This is a genomic window from Janthinobacterium sp. 75 (genome assembly GCF_004365495.1).
GTDB lineage: Bacteria > Pseudomonadota > Gammaproteobacteria > Burkholderiales > Burkholderiaceae_D > Janthinobacterium.
This window is the reverse complement of sequence record NZ_SORD01000001.1, coordinates 2943874-2959208: the sequence shown is the minus strand read 5'-3', so window position 1 is coordinate 2959208 and position 15335 is coordinate 2943874. Positions and strand designations below refer to the sequence as shown.

The following is a 15335-nucleotide window of genomic DNA, read 5'->3' as shown; positions in this document are numbered from 1 at the left end:
ACTTTGGCGACGGCCCGGTAGCTGGTATCATTCGGGCAAACGCCAGCCGGCCCCATTGGGCCGGCGCATGCAACACCTTGCGAAGCGGTTCCGCGCCGCCGACGCCTCCCCTACAGATCAGAGAAACGAGTTCCTATGAGCACACCATCGTCCCACCCATCGTTCTGGCGCCGCGTCCCGCTGGCTTTCGGCGCCTTCTTCAGCACCCTGTCGGACGCCGCCTATGCGGCCCGCGTCGAAAAAACTGTCCTTGCCCGAGGCTGCGCCCGTCGCTCCCGTGGCTCCGGCACCCGCTCCCGTGCCGACGCCGGCCGCTGCCCCCGTCATATTGAAGGAAGCCACGCCGGACGCCGCCCTGCAGTTACTTGCTTTACTGCAACGCGAAGCGCGATTGATCGACTTCACCCAGGAAAACCTGGGCAGCCATGCCGACGCCGACATCGGCGCGGCCGCCCGCGTGGTGCATGAAGGCTGCGCCAAGGTCATGCGCGAATACTTCACCATCGAGGCCGTGCGCCAGGAAGCCGAAGGCAGCCGCATCGTCCTGCAGGAAGGTTTTGATTCCGCGCAAGTGCGCCTGACGGGCAACGTCGTCGGTTCCGCGCCGTACACGGGCACCCTCAGTCACCGCGGCTGGCGCGCCTCCAGCGTACGCCTGCCGAAACTGAGCGAGCAACACGACGCCGCCATCCTGGCTCCGGCCGAGGTGGAACTGTGAACGATACCGTCAACCCTACCCCGCGCTACGCCATCGGCATCGACCTGGGCACCACCCATAGCGCCCTGTCGTATGTGAACCTGGTCGAGAGCGACGGCGAAAAGTCCAGCCACGGCGTGCTGAAAGTGCCGCAGCTGTCGGCGCCCGGCACCGTCGAAGAACTGCCGCTGCTGCCATCGTTCGTCTACCTGCCGCACGCTGACGAAGTGGCGGCGGGCGACCTGGCCCTGCCCTGGGTGACCGAAGAAGCGGAGGCGCCGTTCGTCGTCGGCGAAATGGCCCGCAGCCGCGGCGCCACCACGCCCATCCGCCTGGTGTCGAGCGCGAAAAGCTGGCTGTGCCACCCGGGCGTGGACCGCCGCGCGGCGATCTTGCCGAACGACGCGCCGGCGGAAGTGGCGCGCATCTCGCCCATCACGGCGGCCACGCGCTATCTGACGCATTTGCGCCAGGCCTGGGACAACGCCCACCCGCAAGCGCCGTTTGCGCAGCAGGAAATCACGGTGACGATTCCCGCGTCCTTCGACCCGGCCGCGCGCGAGCTGACGATGGAAGCGGCGCAGGCAGCCGGCTACACTTCATTGACCTTGCTGGAAGAGCCGCAGGCGGCCCTGTACAGCTGGATCCAGACCAGCGAGGGACGCTGGCGCAAGGAAGTCAAGCCGGGCGACATCATCCTCGTCGTCGACGTGGGAGGCGGCACCAGCGACTTTTCGCTGATCGCCGTTCTGGAACGCGACGGCGTGCTGGAACCGCACCGCGTCGCCGTCGGTGAACACATCCTGCTGGGCGGCGACAATATGGACCTGGCGCTGGCCCACCTGGTGGCCCGCAAGCTGGCCGCCAACGGCACCCAGCTCGACGCCTGGCAAATGCGCGCGCTCACTTATGGCTGCCGCAGCGCCAAGGAAAGCCTGCTGGCTGACAGCGGCCTCGATGTGGCACCGATCGTCGTGCCGAGCCGCGGTTCGAAACTGATCGGAGGCTCCATCCGCACGGAACTGACGCGCGCGGAAGTGTCCACCTTTATCCTCGACGGCTTCTTCCCGCAAGTGGAAGCATCGAGCCGCCCTGCCGTGCGCACGCGCGCCGGCCTGACGCAACTGGGCTTGCCGTATGCGCAGGACGCGGCCATCACGCGCCACCTGGCCGCGTTCCTGGGCCGCCAGGTGGCGGCGACCAGCGAACTGGATGGTTTTGCGGGCCGCCAGGCGGACGGCGCCAGCTTTTTGCACCCGACGGCCGTGCTGTTCAACGGCGGCGTCTTCAAGTCGGACTTGCTGGTACAGCGCATCATGGCCACCGTCAACGACTGGCTGTACATGGAAGGCGCGGAACCAGCGCGCATGCTGGCCGGGGCCGACCTGGACCTGGCCGTGGCCCGTGGCGCCGCCTACTACAGCTACGTGCGGCGCGGCCATGGCGTGCGTATCCGCGGCGGCACGGCCAGCGCCTTCTACGTGGCCATCGAATCGGCCATGCCGGCCATCCCCGGCATGGAACCGCCGATCCAGGCCCTGTGCGTGGCGCCGTTCGGCATGGAAGAAGGCAGCGAACTGGAATTGCCAGGCCAGCAATTCGGCCTGGTGGTGGGCGAACCCGTGCACTTCCGCTTCTTCGCCTCGTCCACGCGCCGCAACGACCAGATCGGCGACCTGCTCGATTTCTGGGGCCCCGATGAATTGCAGGAACTGAGCGAAATCCACGCGACGCTGTCTGCCGAAGGCCGCCAGGCTGGCGACGTGGTGCAAGTCAAGCTGCACGCCAGAGTCACGGAAGCGGGCACCCTGGAGCTGCTGGCCGTCTCCCCTGATGGCGCCGAGCGCTGGAAAGTGGAATTCGACGTGCGCGGCACGCCGCAGCAATAAGCATGCGCGGCGCGAAGGTGCAGCCGGCCTGGCTGGTCGGCATCGACCTGGGCACCACCAACACGGTGGTGGCCTATGCCAATGCGGCCGATGCCCAGGCGGGCATACAGCTGTTCGACATTGAGCAGCTGCTCGCTCCCGGCGAAGTGGGCGCACGCCCCCTGCTGCCATCGCTGCGCTACCATCCTGCCCCTGGCGAGCTGGCGGCCGGCGATTTGCAGCTGCCGTGGCCACAGGACGATGTCACCAGGGTGGAACATCCGGTGCTGGGCGCCCTGGCGCACCAGCTCGGCGCGCAAGTGCCCGGCCGCCTCGTTTCCAGCGCAAAGAGCTGGCTGTCACATGCGAACGTGGACCGCCAGGCGCCCATCCTGCCGTGGGGCGCCGATGCCGACGTGGCCAAGGTATCCCCCGTGGCGGCCAGCGCCAGCTACCTCGCGTATGTGCGCGCCGCGTGGAATCACCGCTTTCCGGATTCTCCCCTTGAAAACCAGGAACTGGTGCTGACCATCCCCGCTTCCTTCGACGAGGGTGCGCGCGCACTCACGCTGGAAGCTGCCCGCCTGGCGGGCTTGCCCACGCTACGACTGGTGGAAGAACCGCAGGCCGCCTTTTATGACTACCTGCACCGTCGGCGCGACACGCTGCACCTTGACCTGGCGCAAACGCGGCGTATCCTGGTCTGCGACGTGGGCGGTGGCACCACCGATTTCAGCCTGATCGACGTCGCCTTCGATGAGGATGCCGAACCGCAGCTCACGCGCAGCAGTGTGGGCAATCATTTGATACTCGGCGGCGACAATATGGACCTGGCGCTGGCCCACCTGATGGAAACGCGCATGGCGGCAAGCGTCGAAGGCGGCATGAAGCTCTCCGCCGCACGCCTGTCGCAGCTGATGGAACGCTGCCGCGCCGCCAAGGAATTGCTGCTATCGAGCGACGCACCGGACAAGGCCACCGTCACCCTGCTGGGCGCCGGCTCTCGCCTGATCGGTGGCAGCCGTTCCGCCGATATCACGCGCGAAGAAGTGGCGGCCCTGGTGGTCGACGGCTTCTTCCCAAAGGTGGAACTGAGCGAGACGGCGAAAAAAGGCCGCGCCGGCATCGTCGAATTCGGCCTGCCCTACGCGCAGGACGCGGCCATCACGCGCCATCTGGCCAGTTTCCTGCAGCAGCATCAAGGCGAAATTCCCGACACCTTGCTGCTGAACGGCGGCGTGTTCCGCGCCGACGCGCTGGCGCGCCGCCTGGCCGAGACGCTCGCGCACTGGCGCGGCGCGGCCCTGCCCCTGACTATCCTGCACAACGACAATCCCGACGTGGCCGTGGCGCGCGGCGCCGTCGCCTACGCGCTGGCGCGCCGGGGACAGGCCCCGCGCATCGGCGGCGGCTCCCCGCGCAGCTATTTCCTCGTGCTGGGCGAGGCGGGCAAGGACAACCGCGCCGTCTGCATCCTGCCCCGTGGCAGCGCCAGCGGCGAGGAAATCGGCCTGACGGAGCGCCTGTTCGCCCTGCGCCTGGGCCGCCCCGTGCGCTTCCACCTGGCATCCTCGATTGCGGAAACGGGCACGCCGCCGCAACTGGGCGACATCGTCGACCTGGACGCCGGCGAGTATCTGCGCCTGCCGCCGCTGGCCAGCGTGCTGCACGATAAAGAGGATGCCAGTGACAAGCGCGAAATCACCGTGCAGCTGGTCACCGTCATGACAGAAGTGGGCACCCTGGAAGTGCATTGCGTGGCCGAAGCCGATGCCGGCCAGCGCTGGCTGCTGGAATTCCAGTTGCGCGCTGGTGAGGAAGAGCAAGGCGATGGCGAGCCTCAAGCCGTCTCGCCGCGCATCAAGGAAGCCATCGAGAAGATCGAGCGCATCTTCGGCGGCAAGGCGCAAAAGGTCGAGACCAAGGAAGTGCGCCAGTTGCGCCAGCACCTGGAACGTGGGCTGGGCGGGCGCGAGAGCTGGGATACGCCGCTGCTGCGCCAGCTGTTCGACGCCCTCATGCTGCGCACCCGTGGCCGGCGCCGCTCCGCCGAACATGAAAAAGTCTGGCTGAACCTGGCCGGCTACTGTTTGCGCCCCGGCTATGGCGACGCGCTCGACCCATGGCGCATCGAGCAGCTGTGGGCCCTGTTCGACACGGGCATCCAGCATCACAAGGATAACCAGGTGTGCGCCGAATGGTGGACCCTGTGGCGCCGCGTCGCTGGCGGCTTGAGCACGCAGCAGCAATTGCGCCTGCTCGACGACTTCGCCTTCAACCTGCAAGCCGATGCGGCCCAGCGCGGCAGCCGCCCCCTTACCCTGGTCAACGGCAGCGATGACGACATGCTGCGCCTGGGCGCTACGCTGGAGCGCATCCCCGGCGCCTACAAGGCGGAAGTGGGCGCCTGGCTGATCAAGCGGCTGGAGAAAGCCAGCAAGAAGGGAGAAGCGGCCGATACGAATACCCTGTGGGCGCTGGCCAGGGTCGGCGCGCGCCAACCCTTCCACGGCAGCGCGCACGAAGTGGTCGACAGCGCCACCGTGGCCGGGTGGTTGCAGGTGCTGCTGGCGCTGGACTGGAAAAAAGTTGAACCGGCTGCCTTCGCCGTAGCCCACCTGGCGCGGATGACGGGCGACCGCTCGCGCGACATCGGCGGCGAGCTACGGGCGACCATCCTGACCCGCCTGAAAGCCGTGGGCGCCCCGCCCCTGTGGCAAGCCATGGTCAGCGAAGTGACACAGCTGGACGAAACAGCTACCCGGCGCATGCTGGGCGAGGCACTGCCACCGGGGTTGAAGCTGATCGGCTAATCGGATTCCTGTGCAGCCTGTCCTCCAGCCCTACGCCAGCGCCACCACCAACAGCACTACCGCCAGCGGCGCCTGCACCAGCACGATGCCTGGATGCGTGCGGCGCAGCTGGGCCCACACGGACAGGCCCGGCACTTCTTCGTGCGGATGGTGGGCTTCATCGCGCAGCGACATCGCATGCAGGAACATGCCGGCGATCAGGGGGCCGGGATTGACCCACCAGCCCTGCTCGAGCAAGCCGCGCGACAGGTAGATAGCCAGCGCGCCAATGGCAAACGGCGAAGCCCACACCAGCACCAGCATCAAGCGGATGCCATAGAATTCCGCCAGGGTGCCCATGCGGTGCAGGCGGCTGAAATCGTGGTCTTCCATGCGCTGGTCGATGGCCAGTTCGGCGCGGCCGTACAGGGTCCACAGGCCGCCGAACAGACAGCCCAGCAGCACGCCGATGACGATATCGGCCGCAAACACCGCATATTTGTTGACGTCGGCCGTGCCGATGCCGAGCGAGGTGTGGGCGGCCGCATGCAGGTGCAGGCTGGCCTGCTCGCCTTCTGCCGTCGTATAGCGGTCGCGTACGTCATACGTGCTGCCGATATACACGACGTTCTTGCGCAGTGCCCCGGCATCCACGCCAGCCTGGCCATCGATCAGTTTGACGCGCGCGCGCGTGGGGTTCAGGAATGCCGGCGCCACGGCGGCCGGGTGAAACGGCGCGGTGACGGCATTCTGTTCGGCCGCCGCCTTGGCGTCGCCGCGGATGACGGGTTCGAACGCCCAGCGCGCCAATTCCTTTTCACTGCCCGTGCGCCGGGCCAGCTGGCACACGCGGCCGGCCAGCGCCACCACTTCCTTTTGCTCGGACAAAACGGCCGGCATGGGCTGCTTCTGCTCCTGCTCGTCGGCCCCATGCGCCAGCTCGAAGGCCACGGCCGCCAGCACGGGACTTTTCAGCTCGATGCGCGTGACGGCGCCCATGCGTTCGCGGATTTGCGGGCTGGCGAAATGGATGCCGGCCGCGCAGCGCGCGCGTATCCACGGCAGGTTCGCGTTCCGGTCCGATTGCTCGGGCAGGATCAGCACCAGTTGCCGGCCATCGGCGGCCAGCTGGTCGAGCAGGCGGTCCAGAGGGCGCTCGCCCGCCTTGTGCTGCTCATACACGGCCGGCGCCAGGTCCAGGTCGATGGCCAGCACCTTGCTGCCGCGCGCGGCGGCGCTGGCGATCACTTGCTCCAGGCGCGTGCGTTCCAGAGGTTCGCGCTCGTCGAAGACCTGTTCGAACGCAGGCTGGTCGATTTCGATGATGCCGGGCCGATAAGCTGCGCCCGGATCCTTGCCCCGGTTCAACAGCTGGCCCTGTGCCGCACTGGCGCGCAGCATGGCCGCATCGAGCCATTCGAGCACGTGAAAACCTTCCAGCGCCAGCATCAGCGCGGCGATCAGGCTGGCGCCGATTACGTGGTGCAGCAGGTGCGTGCCCGTCAGTTTAAAGGCCGAGCCCAGCTGGGCAACCGGCCACAGCAGGCGCCGCCAGAGCGGCGGGCGTGGTTGGTCTGGCTGGCTGGTTTCCACAGTGCGTTCCCCTTGCGTGCGGCGCTTGAGTTAACACTCAAGCAATATTCAATGACAAAGGGATAGTGTATTGCAGTTATGCCCCATCCGCAGCACGTCTGGCGTGGCCCCGCCTGGCTGCCTACTTCGGCTTGGCCAGCAGCAGCTTGCCCAGCGCTTCGAAGGCCGGCGTGGTGGTCGGATCGTTGGCCGCATTGGCCGCCGTCGGCGTGGAAGCGAAGCGCACGATCACCATTTCCGCCTTCGGATCGACATAGATGCGCTGGCCGTACACGCCGCGCGCCATATAGGCGCCATGGTCGTTATGCGTGACCCACCACATGTCGCGGTAACTCCAGCCCTTGAGCAAATCGTAGCCGCCCTTGGCGAACAGCTGCTTGTCGCCGCCGCGGCGGATATCGTCGACAGCCGCCTTGGGCAATATCTGCTGGCCGTTGTAGCGGCCATCGTTGCGCAGCATCTCGCCGAAGCGGGCCAGGTCGCGCAAGCCCGCATTCAGGCCGCCGCCGGCAAACGGCGTGCCGGTCGAATCAACCGTCATGTAGGCATCCTGCTCGGCGCCCAGCTTTTGCCAGATATGCTCGGACAGATACTCGTTGACGTTCTGCCCCGTGACCCTGGCGATGATCCAGCCCAGCACGTCGGAGTTGACCGTGCGGTAGCCGAACGCCTCGCCATGCCGGCCCTCGTGCTGCACCGTTTGCAGATACTCGAAATAGCTGCGCGGCCCAGTGTAATCCTTGGGCTTGGGCAGCGGGCTGCCGGCTGCCGCGTGCTGCCACACTTCCGCTTTCGGGTCGGCGTAATCTTCGCTGAATTTCAGGCCCGTGGTCATGTCGAGCACCTGGCGCACGGTGGCGTCGCCGAATGCAGATTTGGCCAGTTCCGGCACATACTCGGCCACTTTCCTGTCAGGATCGAGCTTGCCTTCGGCCACCAGCGCCGCGCCGATGGTGCCCATGACGGACTTCGTTACCGACATGGCGCCATGCTGGCCACTGTCCTTCAGCACGCCAAGGTAACGCTCATACACGATGCGGCCCCGGTGCAGCACCACGATGCCGTCCGTGTAGTTGGCGCCCAGCGACTGCTCCCAGGTCATGGTTTCCTTCGCGCCCAGGGGCGTGAAGCGCAGGCTGTCGATATCGCTGCGCAGCGCGCGCGGCAAAGGCACGGGCGCTTTCAGGCCGCGCGCAACTTCCACCGTCGGCATCAACTGGCGGAAGTGCGACACGCTCCAGCGCAGCTGCGGGAAATTGAAGTAGCTGCCATCGTCGAAGCGGATGATTTTATCGGCCGGTGGCGGCGCGCCCACCATCCATTTCAATGCAGCCGGATCGCTGGCGGCGGCCGACATCGGCGTGCCTTCCACCTTGGCCGTCTCGGCCGCATCGGCACCGGCAGCCAGCGCGAGGCAGGCGGCCAAGGCCAGGCATGTCATCTTGGGCAGTACGTTCATGCGATGTTCTCCTTGATAGTCAGGCAGATATTCAGGTTCACCACGCGCACCTTCTTGACGAAGATAGGGTTCGCCAGCAGCGGGCGCAGCACGCCAGCGATCACCACGGGCGCGCCAGCAGGGCCAGGACGAGTGAACGGCGCACCGGGAACATCGCTTGCATTGCCATAGATATGCCTTGCGCCAGATGACTGTCCATTTGACCGAATGTTATCAGAGATGCTCTTTTTTATTGTTGAAAAGCATCCTATTGTGCGGACCACGCGCTGAGACTAAGGTCTCAGCGCGCGCCATGCTGCAGCGCAGGATGCGCCGCCAGGCGCTTCGTGCTAAAAACGGAGGCGACAAGCGAAATACCATAAAAACACCAGATACCGAGACACTGGAGAGCTCCATGCCCTACGTCCGCCAGACCAGCCATATCGACCGCGTGCGCGACCTGATCGCCGGCCGTATCGTCAATCCGGGGGCCGATACGGCCAGACTGGCCTCGTCCTACCGGCGCTCGCTGGACGACTACCGGCTCGATCCCGCCTCCACTACCGGGCCGCGCATTCTGACAGGCGCCGAACTGCGCACCATCCAGCAATCCGAGGAAGGCTTCCTGCGCTCCACGGGCCAGTGCCTGCCGCGCCTGCACGCCATGGTGCGCGAAGCGGGCTACTGCGTCATCCTCGCCAATGCGCACGGCGTGACCATCGATTACGTGGTCGACACGGCCCAGCGCAAGGATTTCAAGAAGGCGGGCCTGTACCCGGGTTCGTGCTGGTCGGAAGAAGAGGAAGGCACCTGTGGCATCGCCTCCGTGCTGCTCGACCACGAAGCCATCACCGTCCACAAGACCGACCATTTCCGCGCCGCGTTCACGGGCCTCACGTGCAGCGCCGCACCCATTTTTTCGCCGCACGGCGACCTGATCGGCGTGCTCGATGCCTCGGCACTGAACTCGCCCGACGCGCGCGACAGCCAGCGCCTGGTCAAACAGCTGGTGCGCCAGGGCGCGACCCTGATCGAGGACGGCTTTTTTCTCAAGTCCTACAGCCATTGCTGCATCCTGCTGGCGCACCGCAACCGCCACTTCGTGGAAGTGCAGCCGGAAATGCTGCTCGCCATCGACGAACATGGCAACGTCATCGCCGCCAACCGCTGCGCGCGCGACGTCATCGCAGGCCTCGATAGCCTGCCGCGGCCCGTCGCCGAGGTGCTGGAAGTACGCGCCGAACGGCTGTTCGATGCGCGCGCGGGGCACAATCTGCTGTCCCTGCGCCTGGCGGGCGGCAGCACCTGGCTGCACGCCCGCGTGCGCGCGCCGCTGCGCCAGGCCAGCGCGCGCCCGCGCGCCGCACGCGAGCTGCCTGTCGCGGACGGCGTGCCGGAATACACGCCGCCGGAGCTGGCCGAGCGCACGCGCATCGTCAACGCCATGAACGCCGCCAAATGGCGCCCGCTGCAGGCGGCGGCCATGCTGGGCGTCTCGCGCGCCACCCTGTACCGGCGCCTCAAGCAGCTGCACATCGTGCCGCCGCACCGGCAATGAAGCGCAATGAAGCGATCAACGCACTGAGACTTCCGTCTCAGTAGCCGCCATGCTGCAATGCGAGATGCGGCGCCAGAACGCCAGTGTTACAACATCGTCAGCGGCAACACAGCCGCATCCCATCATAAAGTCAGCAGACTTGGAGGAGACACGATGCAAACCGAAAACACCCCGCTTGACCTGGCCGTGGCAGGCATCCTGGAGCAGCTAGAGGGCTTACTTCGCGCCAGCGACAGCACGGGCGCTGCGCAGCTGTTCGAACAAGACGGCTACTGGCGCGACCTGGTGCTGTTTACCTGGAACCTGAAAACCATGGAAGGCCGCGAACAGATCGCCGCCATGCTGGCCGCCCAATTGGGCACCGTGCAGCCGGTCTCCATCCGCATCGCCGACGGCGAGCACGCCAGCGAGGCCGGTGGCGTGCTGCAAAGCTGGATCACCATGGAAACGAAGGTGGCGCGCGGCGTAGGCTTTATCCGCATCCGCGACGGCAAGATCTGGACCCTGCTCACCACCATGAGTGAATTGAAGGGCTTTGAAGAAGCCAAGGGCGGCCGCCGTCCGATGGGCGCCGAGCATGGCGCGCGCACGGACCGCAGCAGCTGGCTGGAACAGCGCGAACAGGAAGCGGCAGAACTGGGCTACGCGCGCCAGCCCTATTGCGTCATCATCGGCGGCGGCCAGGGCGGCATCGCGCTGGGTGCGCGCTTGCGCCAGCTCAATGTCCCCACCATCATCATCGAGAAAAATGCCCGTCCCGGCGACAGCTGGCGCAAGCGCTATAAATCGCTGTGCCTGCACGACCCCGTCTGGTACGACCACATGCCGTACATCCCCTTCCCGGACAACTGGCCCGTCTTCACGCCCAAGGACAAGGTGGGCGACTGGCTGGAAATGTACACCAAGGTGATGGAGCTGAACTACTGGGGGTCGACCAGCTGCGAATCGGCCAGCTTCGACGAAGCCACCGGTGAGTGGACGGTGCAGGTGCTGCGCGATGGCCAGGCCATCACCCTGAAACCGAAGCAGCTGGTGCTGGCCACGGGCATGTCGGGCAAGGCAAACATGCCGAAGTTCAAGGGCATGGACGTGTTCCAGGGCGAGCAGCAGCACTCGTCGCAGCATCCGGGACCGGACGCCTATGTCGGCAAGAAGGTTGTAGTGGTCGGCGCGAACAATTCCGCGCACGATATCTGCGCCGCCCTGTGGGAAGCGGGCGTGGACGTGACCATGGTGCAGCGCTCGTCGACGCACATCGTCAAGTCGGACTCGCTAATGGACCTGGCGCTGGGCGACCTGTACTCGGAACGGGCGCTGGCGGCCGGCATGACAACGGCCAAGGCCGACCTGACATTCGCCTCTATCCCGTACAAGATTCTGGCCGACTTCCAGAAACCCGTCTTCAAGGCCATCCGCGAGCGCGACGCGGACTTTTATGCGCGCCTGGAAGAACGGGGCTTCATGCTCGATTTCGGCGACGACGATTCCGGCCTGTTCATGAAATACCTGCGCCGCGGCTCCGGCTACTACATCGATGTGGGCGCCTCGGAGCTGGTCGCCGAGGGCAAGATCAAGCTGAAAAGCGGCGTCGGCGTGCAGGAGCTGAAAAGCCGTTCCATCGTGCTGTCCGACGGCACGGAGCTGCCCGCCGACCTGGTGGTGTACGCTACCGGCTACGGCTCCATGAATGGCTGGGCGGCCGACCTGATCTCTCCCGAGGTGGCCAACAAGGTGGGCAAGGTGTGGGGCCTCGGTTCCGCCACGACGAAAGACCCTGGTCCGTGGGAGGGCGAACAGCGCAATATGTGGAAGCCCACGCAGCAGCAAGCCCTGTGGTTCCACGGCGGTAACCTGCACCAGTCACGCCACTATTCCCAGTATCTGTCGCTGCAGCTGAAAGCGCGCATGGAAGGCTTGACTACCCCCGTGTATGGGCAGCAGGAGGTGCATCACTTGTCGTGATGGCAGGGACAAGCAGATAAAAAAATGGCGGCGGACCGAAGTCCGCCGCCATTTTTACGGTGCAGCGAAAATGTGGGGTCAGACCCGCCGGGTCTGACCCCAGCAGTTTATTGCTTGATCGCTTCGATCGCGAAAGTCAGGGTGACATCATCGCTGACGGCTGGCGCATATTTGCCGGCGTTGAATTCCGAACGCTTGATCTTGGCCGTGGCGTTGGCGCCGCAAGCGTCTTTTTTCAGCATCGGGTGCGGTGCGCAGGCAAACGAGGTGACGGTCAGGGTGACTGGCTTGGTCACGCCTTTCAGGGTCAGGTTGCCGTCGACGGAGGCCAGCTTGTCGCCGTCGAAATTGAACTTGGTCGATTTGTAGGTGGCGACCGGGAACTTGTCGGTTTCAAGGAAACCATCGCCCTGGATGTGCGTATTGAACAGGGTCGAACCCGTGTCAACGGACTTGGTGTCGATCAGCACTTCGACGGAGCCCGTCTTGGCGGCGCGGTCCAGGGTGACCTTGCCGGTGGTGTTATTGAAACGGCTCTGCTGCGTCGAGAAGCCCATGTGGGTGTACTCGAAACGGGGGAAAGTGTGGCTGCCATCGATGACATAGACTTCAGGAGCGGCAACGGCGGACAGCGAGAAGCCGGCAGCGGCGATAAAAGCGAGCAGTTTTTTCATTGTAAATTCCTGATTGGGCGTGGTGGATGTCAAAACCGCAATCGGCTGCAGGCGTAAAGCGTATGCGGCTGATTGTCTGGCTTCAGTTGCAACAGATTATGCATGGCATGAAGATCGATGTAAAACGGAAAATATACCTAGTTAGCATCGATAAAATCGATAATACCGACATCAAGGTCTGCGACAGCGCGTTCTGCTGCCGATTATTGTCTGCATTGCCAAAAATATCCAGCGTTATCCAGCGCCTCAGATAATACATCCAATGAGAATGATTCTTGTTATTATTCTGCGGGATTGCTATCCTCGCGGCCCCGGGGGACATGCAGCGTCGCCTTGATTCATCCATAATAGAGCCGAACACAGAGCAGAACCCAGAGCAGAAAAACATGACGTCCACCCGCCACGCCACGAGCACATTGAACGCGCACCGCAGCACCAACCAGCCCCGCAGCCAGGGCCTGGCTGCCGGTGCATTCGCCTGATGCAGGAGCCGCTCGCCCAGTCCCCGCTGCGCGAAGCGCACGGCGTGCGTCTGCGCCGCTGGGCCTGGACCGCCGCCGGCGCCCTGATGGTGCTGCTGGGGATCATCGGCGCCATGCTGCCCGTCATGCCAACGACGATTTTCCTGATCCTCGCCCTGGCCTGCTTCAGCCGCGCCTCGCCGCGCCTTGAGCACTGGCTGCTGCAGCATCCCCGCTTCGGCCCGCCGCTACGCCAATGGCGCGAACACCGCGCCGTCTCGCGGCGCGGCAAAGCCATGGCTTGCCTGGGCATGGCCATCGGCTTTGTCGCCATGTGCCTGGGCCATCCGCCCTGGTGGGTCATCGCCATGGTGGGCGCCATGGAAATCGCCGTCCTCACCTACCTGTTGCGCCGTCCTGAAGGCCCTGCCGCCAGCGGAGCAGAATCTGCCCGCGAAGTGGACAATAGCAGGCAGTAAACGACCCGGCTTGCCTCAAAAAAACGGCAAGTCAGCCGAACTTCACATAAAAACACCGCGATGCCCGCGCATGGCGCGTCGAACTTTTCACCAAGATGCGGCTACTTCGCGCCCGCCCACGGGATTAAATTCGGCACAGATATCACTTTCCCGCTTTTTCAACTTAAAAACAAGCGCATAGACATTATTTGCATATTCAAAGCAAGATTCTGTCGTAGGAGTAATAACACGATCGGAGGTATACTACGCAACCGACGTAACAGGCTGGGCGATTTGGCCCCTGCAAGCAAGCCTGTCACGGTCCAATAAAAAAGGAAACACTGCATGACCACACCACACCGTACGCCGGTGATTCGCATCGACGGCGCGAACAAGACCTTCGCGCTGCCCAAAGGCGAACAATTCCACGCGGTCAAATCGGTCACGCTGGAAGTCTATCCCGGTGATATTTTCGGCCTGATCGGCAAGAGCGGCGCCGGCAAATCGACCTTGCTGCGCCTGATTAACCTGCTCGAGCGCCCCGACAGCGGCACCATTACCGTGGCCGGGCGCGAATTGACGCGCCTGGGCAAGAGCGAACTGCGTGACGCGCGCCAGAATATCGGCATGATTTTCCAGCAATTCAATTTGCTGCAAAACGCCAGCGTCTTCGACAACGTCGCCTTCCCCTTGAAAATCCATGGCACCACCAAGGGCGAGCAAATCGCCGCCCGCGTCGAGGAATGCCTGGCGCTGGTGGGCCTGTCCGACAAGCTGCACAGCTATCCGGCGCAATTGTCGGGCGGGCAGAAACAGCGCGTGGCGATTGCCCGCGCCCTGGCCAGCCACCCCGATGTGCTGCTGTGCGACGAGCCGACATCCGCGCTGGACGCGGAAACCACGCGCGCCCTGCTCGACACCCTGCGCGACATCAATGCGCGCCTTGGCGTGACCATCGTCATCGTCAGCCATGAGCTGTCGGTGCTGGGCGCCATCTGCAACCGCGTGGCTGTCGTGGAAAACGGCGCCATCGCCGAACAATTCGATTTGAGCGACACGGCCACCCCGCGCAAGACGGCGCTGGGACGCGAACTGGCGTATTACGGCACCGAGGCGTTTGAAGCCACCGCATGGAAGGATGCAACACATGTTTGAAGAATCGATCAATAACGTCATCAAGCTGCTGCCGGAAATCTGGGTGGCGCTGGGCCAGACCATGACCATGCTGGGCATCGGCTTGACGGCCGCCATCCTGATCGGCGGCCCGCTGGGCATTTTGCTGTTCCTCGTCTCGGAAGGCCAGTCGCTGGAAAACCGTCCGCTATCGACGATTTTGGGCTGGCTGGTCAACACCGTGCGCAGCTTCCCCTTCATCATTTTGCTGGTCGCCCTGACGCCGTTTACGCGCATCATCGCGGGCACCTCGATCGGCCCGCTGGCAGCTGCCGTGCCGCTGTCGTTCGCCGCCATTCCCTACCTGGCGCGCCTGGTGGAACAGAACCTGCGCGAAGTGCCGCGCGGCGTGATCGAGGCGGCGCACGCCATGGGCGCATCGGAGATGCAGATCATCTTCCGCGTGCTGCTGGTGGAAGCGCGCTCCGGCCTGGTACTGGCCCTGACCGTGCTGTCGATCAGCTTCCTGTCGTATTCGGCCGTGGCCGGCGTGGTGGGCGGCGGCGGCATCGGCGACCTGGCCATCCGCTACGGCTACTACCGCTTCGAGACGGACATCATGGTCGCCACCGTGGCCATCCTGATCGTACTGGTGCAAACCATCCAGTTCGCAGGCACGCGCATCGCCAAGCGCCTCGACAAACGTTAATTCAAATTCAGA

10 protein-coding genes and 1 pseudogene are annotated in these 15335 nt (G+C 64.7%); 8 read left to right on the top strand and 3 right to left on the bottom strand.

Features of this window, described 5'->3' with window-relative positions:
• Window positions 1-135: 135 nt before the first annotated feature.
• The 3 genes and pseudogenes from C8C89_RS13500 to C8C89_RS13490 all read left to right on the top strand — a co-directional run bounded on the left by C8C89_RS13500 (window position 136) and on the right by C8C89_RS13490 (window position 5378).
• Window positions 136-718: pseudogene (locus C8C89_RS13500) on the top strand (DUF2760 domain-containing protein).
• A complete protein-coding gene (locus tag C8C89_RS13495; protein WP_133990340.1) occupies window positions 715-2586 on the top strand; it encodes an Hsp70 family protein in 1872 nt (623 codons plus the stop codon). Before C8C89_RS13500 ends, C8C89_RS13495 begins: the two are co-directional and overlap by 4 nt.
• Window positions 2587-2588: 2 nt before the next feature.
• Complete coding sequence (locus C8C89_RS13490) at window positions 2589-5378, top strand: Hsp70 family protein (RefSeq protein ID WP_133990338.1); 2790 nt, start codon at window positions 2589-2591, stop codon at window positions 5376-5378.
• Window positions 5379-5408: 30 nt separating this feature from the next.
• Here the strand turns inward: C8C89_RS13490 and C8C89_RS13485 are convergent, their stop codons facing one another.
• Together C8C89_RS13485 and C8C89_RS13480 are read right to left on the bottom strand one after the other, a co-directional pair.
• On the bottom strand, window positions 5409-6950 hold the full coding sequence (locus tag C8C89_RS13485; RefSeq protein ID WP_133990336.1) for a CHASE2 domain-containing protein: 1542 nt from the start codon (window positions 6948-6950) through the stop codon (window positions 5409-5411).
• Between the two features lie 121 nt (window positions 6951-7071).
• The gene (locus C8C89_RS13480; protein ID WP_243858304.1) at window positions 7072-8307 is read right to left on the bottom strand and encodes a serine hydrolase; all 1236 of its coding nucleotides are present in this window, start codon (window positions 8305-8307) and stop codon (window positions 7072-7074) included.
• A gap of 496 nt (window positions 8308-8803) precedes the next feature.
• On the opposite strand from C8C89_RS13480, the gene C8C89_RS13475 reads away from it, so the two are divergent.
• Together C8C89_RS13475 and C8C89_RS13470 are read left to right on the top strand one after the other, a co-directional pair.
• Window positions 8804-9946: a GAF domain-containing protein gene (locus tag C8C89_RS13475; RefSeq protein ID WP_101481933.1), complete on the top strand. Its 1143-nt coding sequence runs from the start codon at window positions 8804-8806 to the stop codon at window positions 9944-9946.
• Window positions 9947-10099: 153 nt separating this feature from the next.
• On the top strand, window positions 10100-11908 hold the full coding sequence (locus tag C8C89_RS13470) for an NAD(P)/FAD-dependent oxidoreductase (protein WP_133990334.1): 1809 nt from the start codon (window positions 10100-10102) through the stop codon (window positions 11906-11908).
• Between the two features lie 107 nt (window positions 11909-12015).
• Here the strand turns inward: C8C89_RS13470 and C8C89_RS13465 are convergent, their stop codons facing one another.
• Window positions 12016-12582: a YceI family protein gene (locus C8C89_RS13465; protein ID WP_101481935.1), complete on the bottom strand. Its 567-nt coding sequence runs from the start codon at window positions 12580-12582 to the stop codon at window positions 12016-12018.
• Window positions 12583-13150: 568 nt separating this feature from the next.
• Between C8C89_RS13465 and C8C89_RS13460 the strand changes: the two genes are divergently transcribed.
• The 3 genes from C8C89_RS13460 to C8C89_RS13450 all read left to right on the top strand — a co-directional run bounded on the left by C8C89_RS13460 (window position 13151) and on the right by C8C89_RS13450 (window position 15323).
• The gene (locus tag C8C89_RS13460; protein ID WP_243858302.1) at window positions 13151-13522 is read left to right on the top strand and encodes a YbaN family protein; all 372 of its coding nucleotides are present in this window, start codon (window positions 13151-13153) and stop codon (window positions 13520-13522) included.
• A gap of 324 nt (window positions 13523-13846) precedes the next feature.
• Complete coding sequence (locus tag C8C89_RS13455) at window positions 13847-14656, top strand: methionine ABC transporter ATP-binding protein (RefSeq protein WP_070222288.1); 810 nt, start codon at window positions 13847-13849, stop codon at window positions 14654-14656.
• Window positions 14649-15323, top strand: a complete 675-nt coding sequence (locus tag C8C89_RS13450; RefSeq protein WP_099380715.1) for a methionine ABC transporter permease — start codon at window positions 14649-14651, stop codon at window positions 15321-15323. Before C8C89_RS13455 ends, C8C89_RS13450 begins: the two co-directional genes overlap by 8 nt.
• Window positions 15324-15335: the final 12 nt, after the last annotated feature.

Coding starts and splice junctions, on each gene's coding strand:
- C8C89_RS13475 (WP_101481933.1), top strand. CDS start 8,804: ATGCCCTACGTCCGCCAGACCAGCCATATCGACCGCGTGCGCGACCTG.
- C8C89_RS13490 (WP_133990338.1), top strand. CDS start 2,589: ATGCGCGGCGCGAAGGTGCAGCCGGCCTGGCTGGTCGGCATCGACCTG.
- C8C89_RS13470 (WP_133990334.1), top strand. CDS start 10,100: ATGCAAACCGAAAACACCCCGCTTGACCTGGCCGTGGCAGGCATCCTG.
- C8C89_RS13465 (WP_101481935.1), bottom strand. CDS start 12,582: ATGAAAAAACTGCTCGCTTTTATCGCCGCTGCCGGCTTCTCGCTGTCC.
- C8C89_RS13455 (WP_070222288.1), top strand. CDS start 13,847: ATGACCACACCACACCGTACGCCGGTGATTCGCATCGACGGCGCGAAC.
- C8C89_RS13460 (WP_243858302.1), top strand. CDS start 13,151: ATGGTGCTGCTGGGGATCATCGGCGCCATGCTGCCCGTCATGCCAACG.
- C8C89_RS13480 (WP_243858304.1), bottom strand. CDS start 8,307: ATGTCGGCCGCCGCCAGCGATCCGGCTGCATTGAAATGGATGGTGGGC.
- C8C89_RS13450 (WP_099380715.1), top strand. CDS start 14,649: ATGTTTGAAGAATCGATCAATAACGTCATCAAGCTGCTGCCGGAAATC.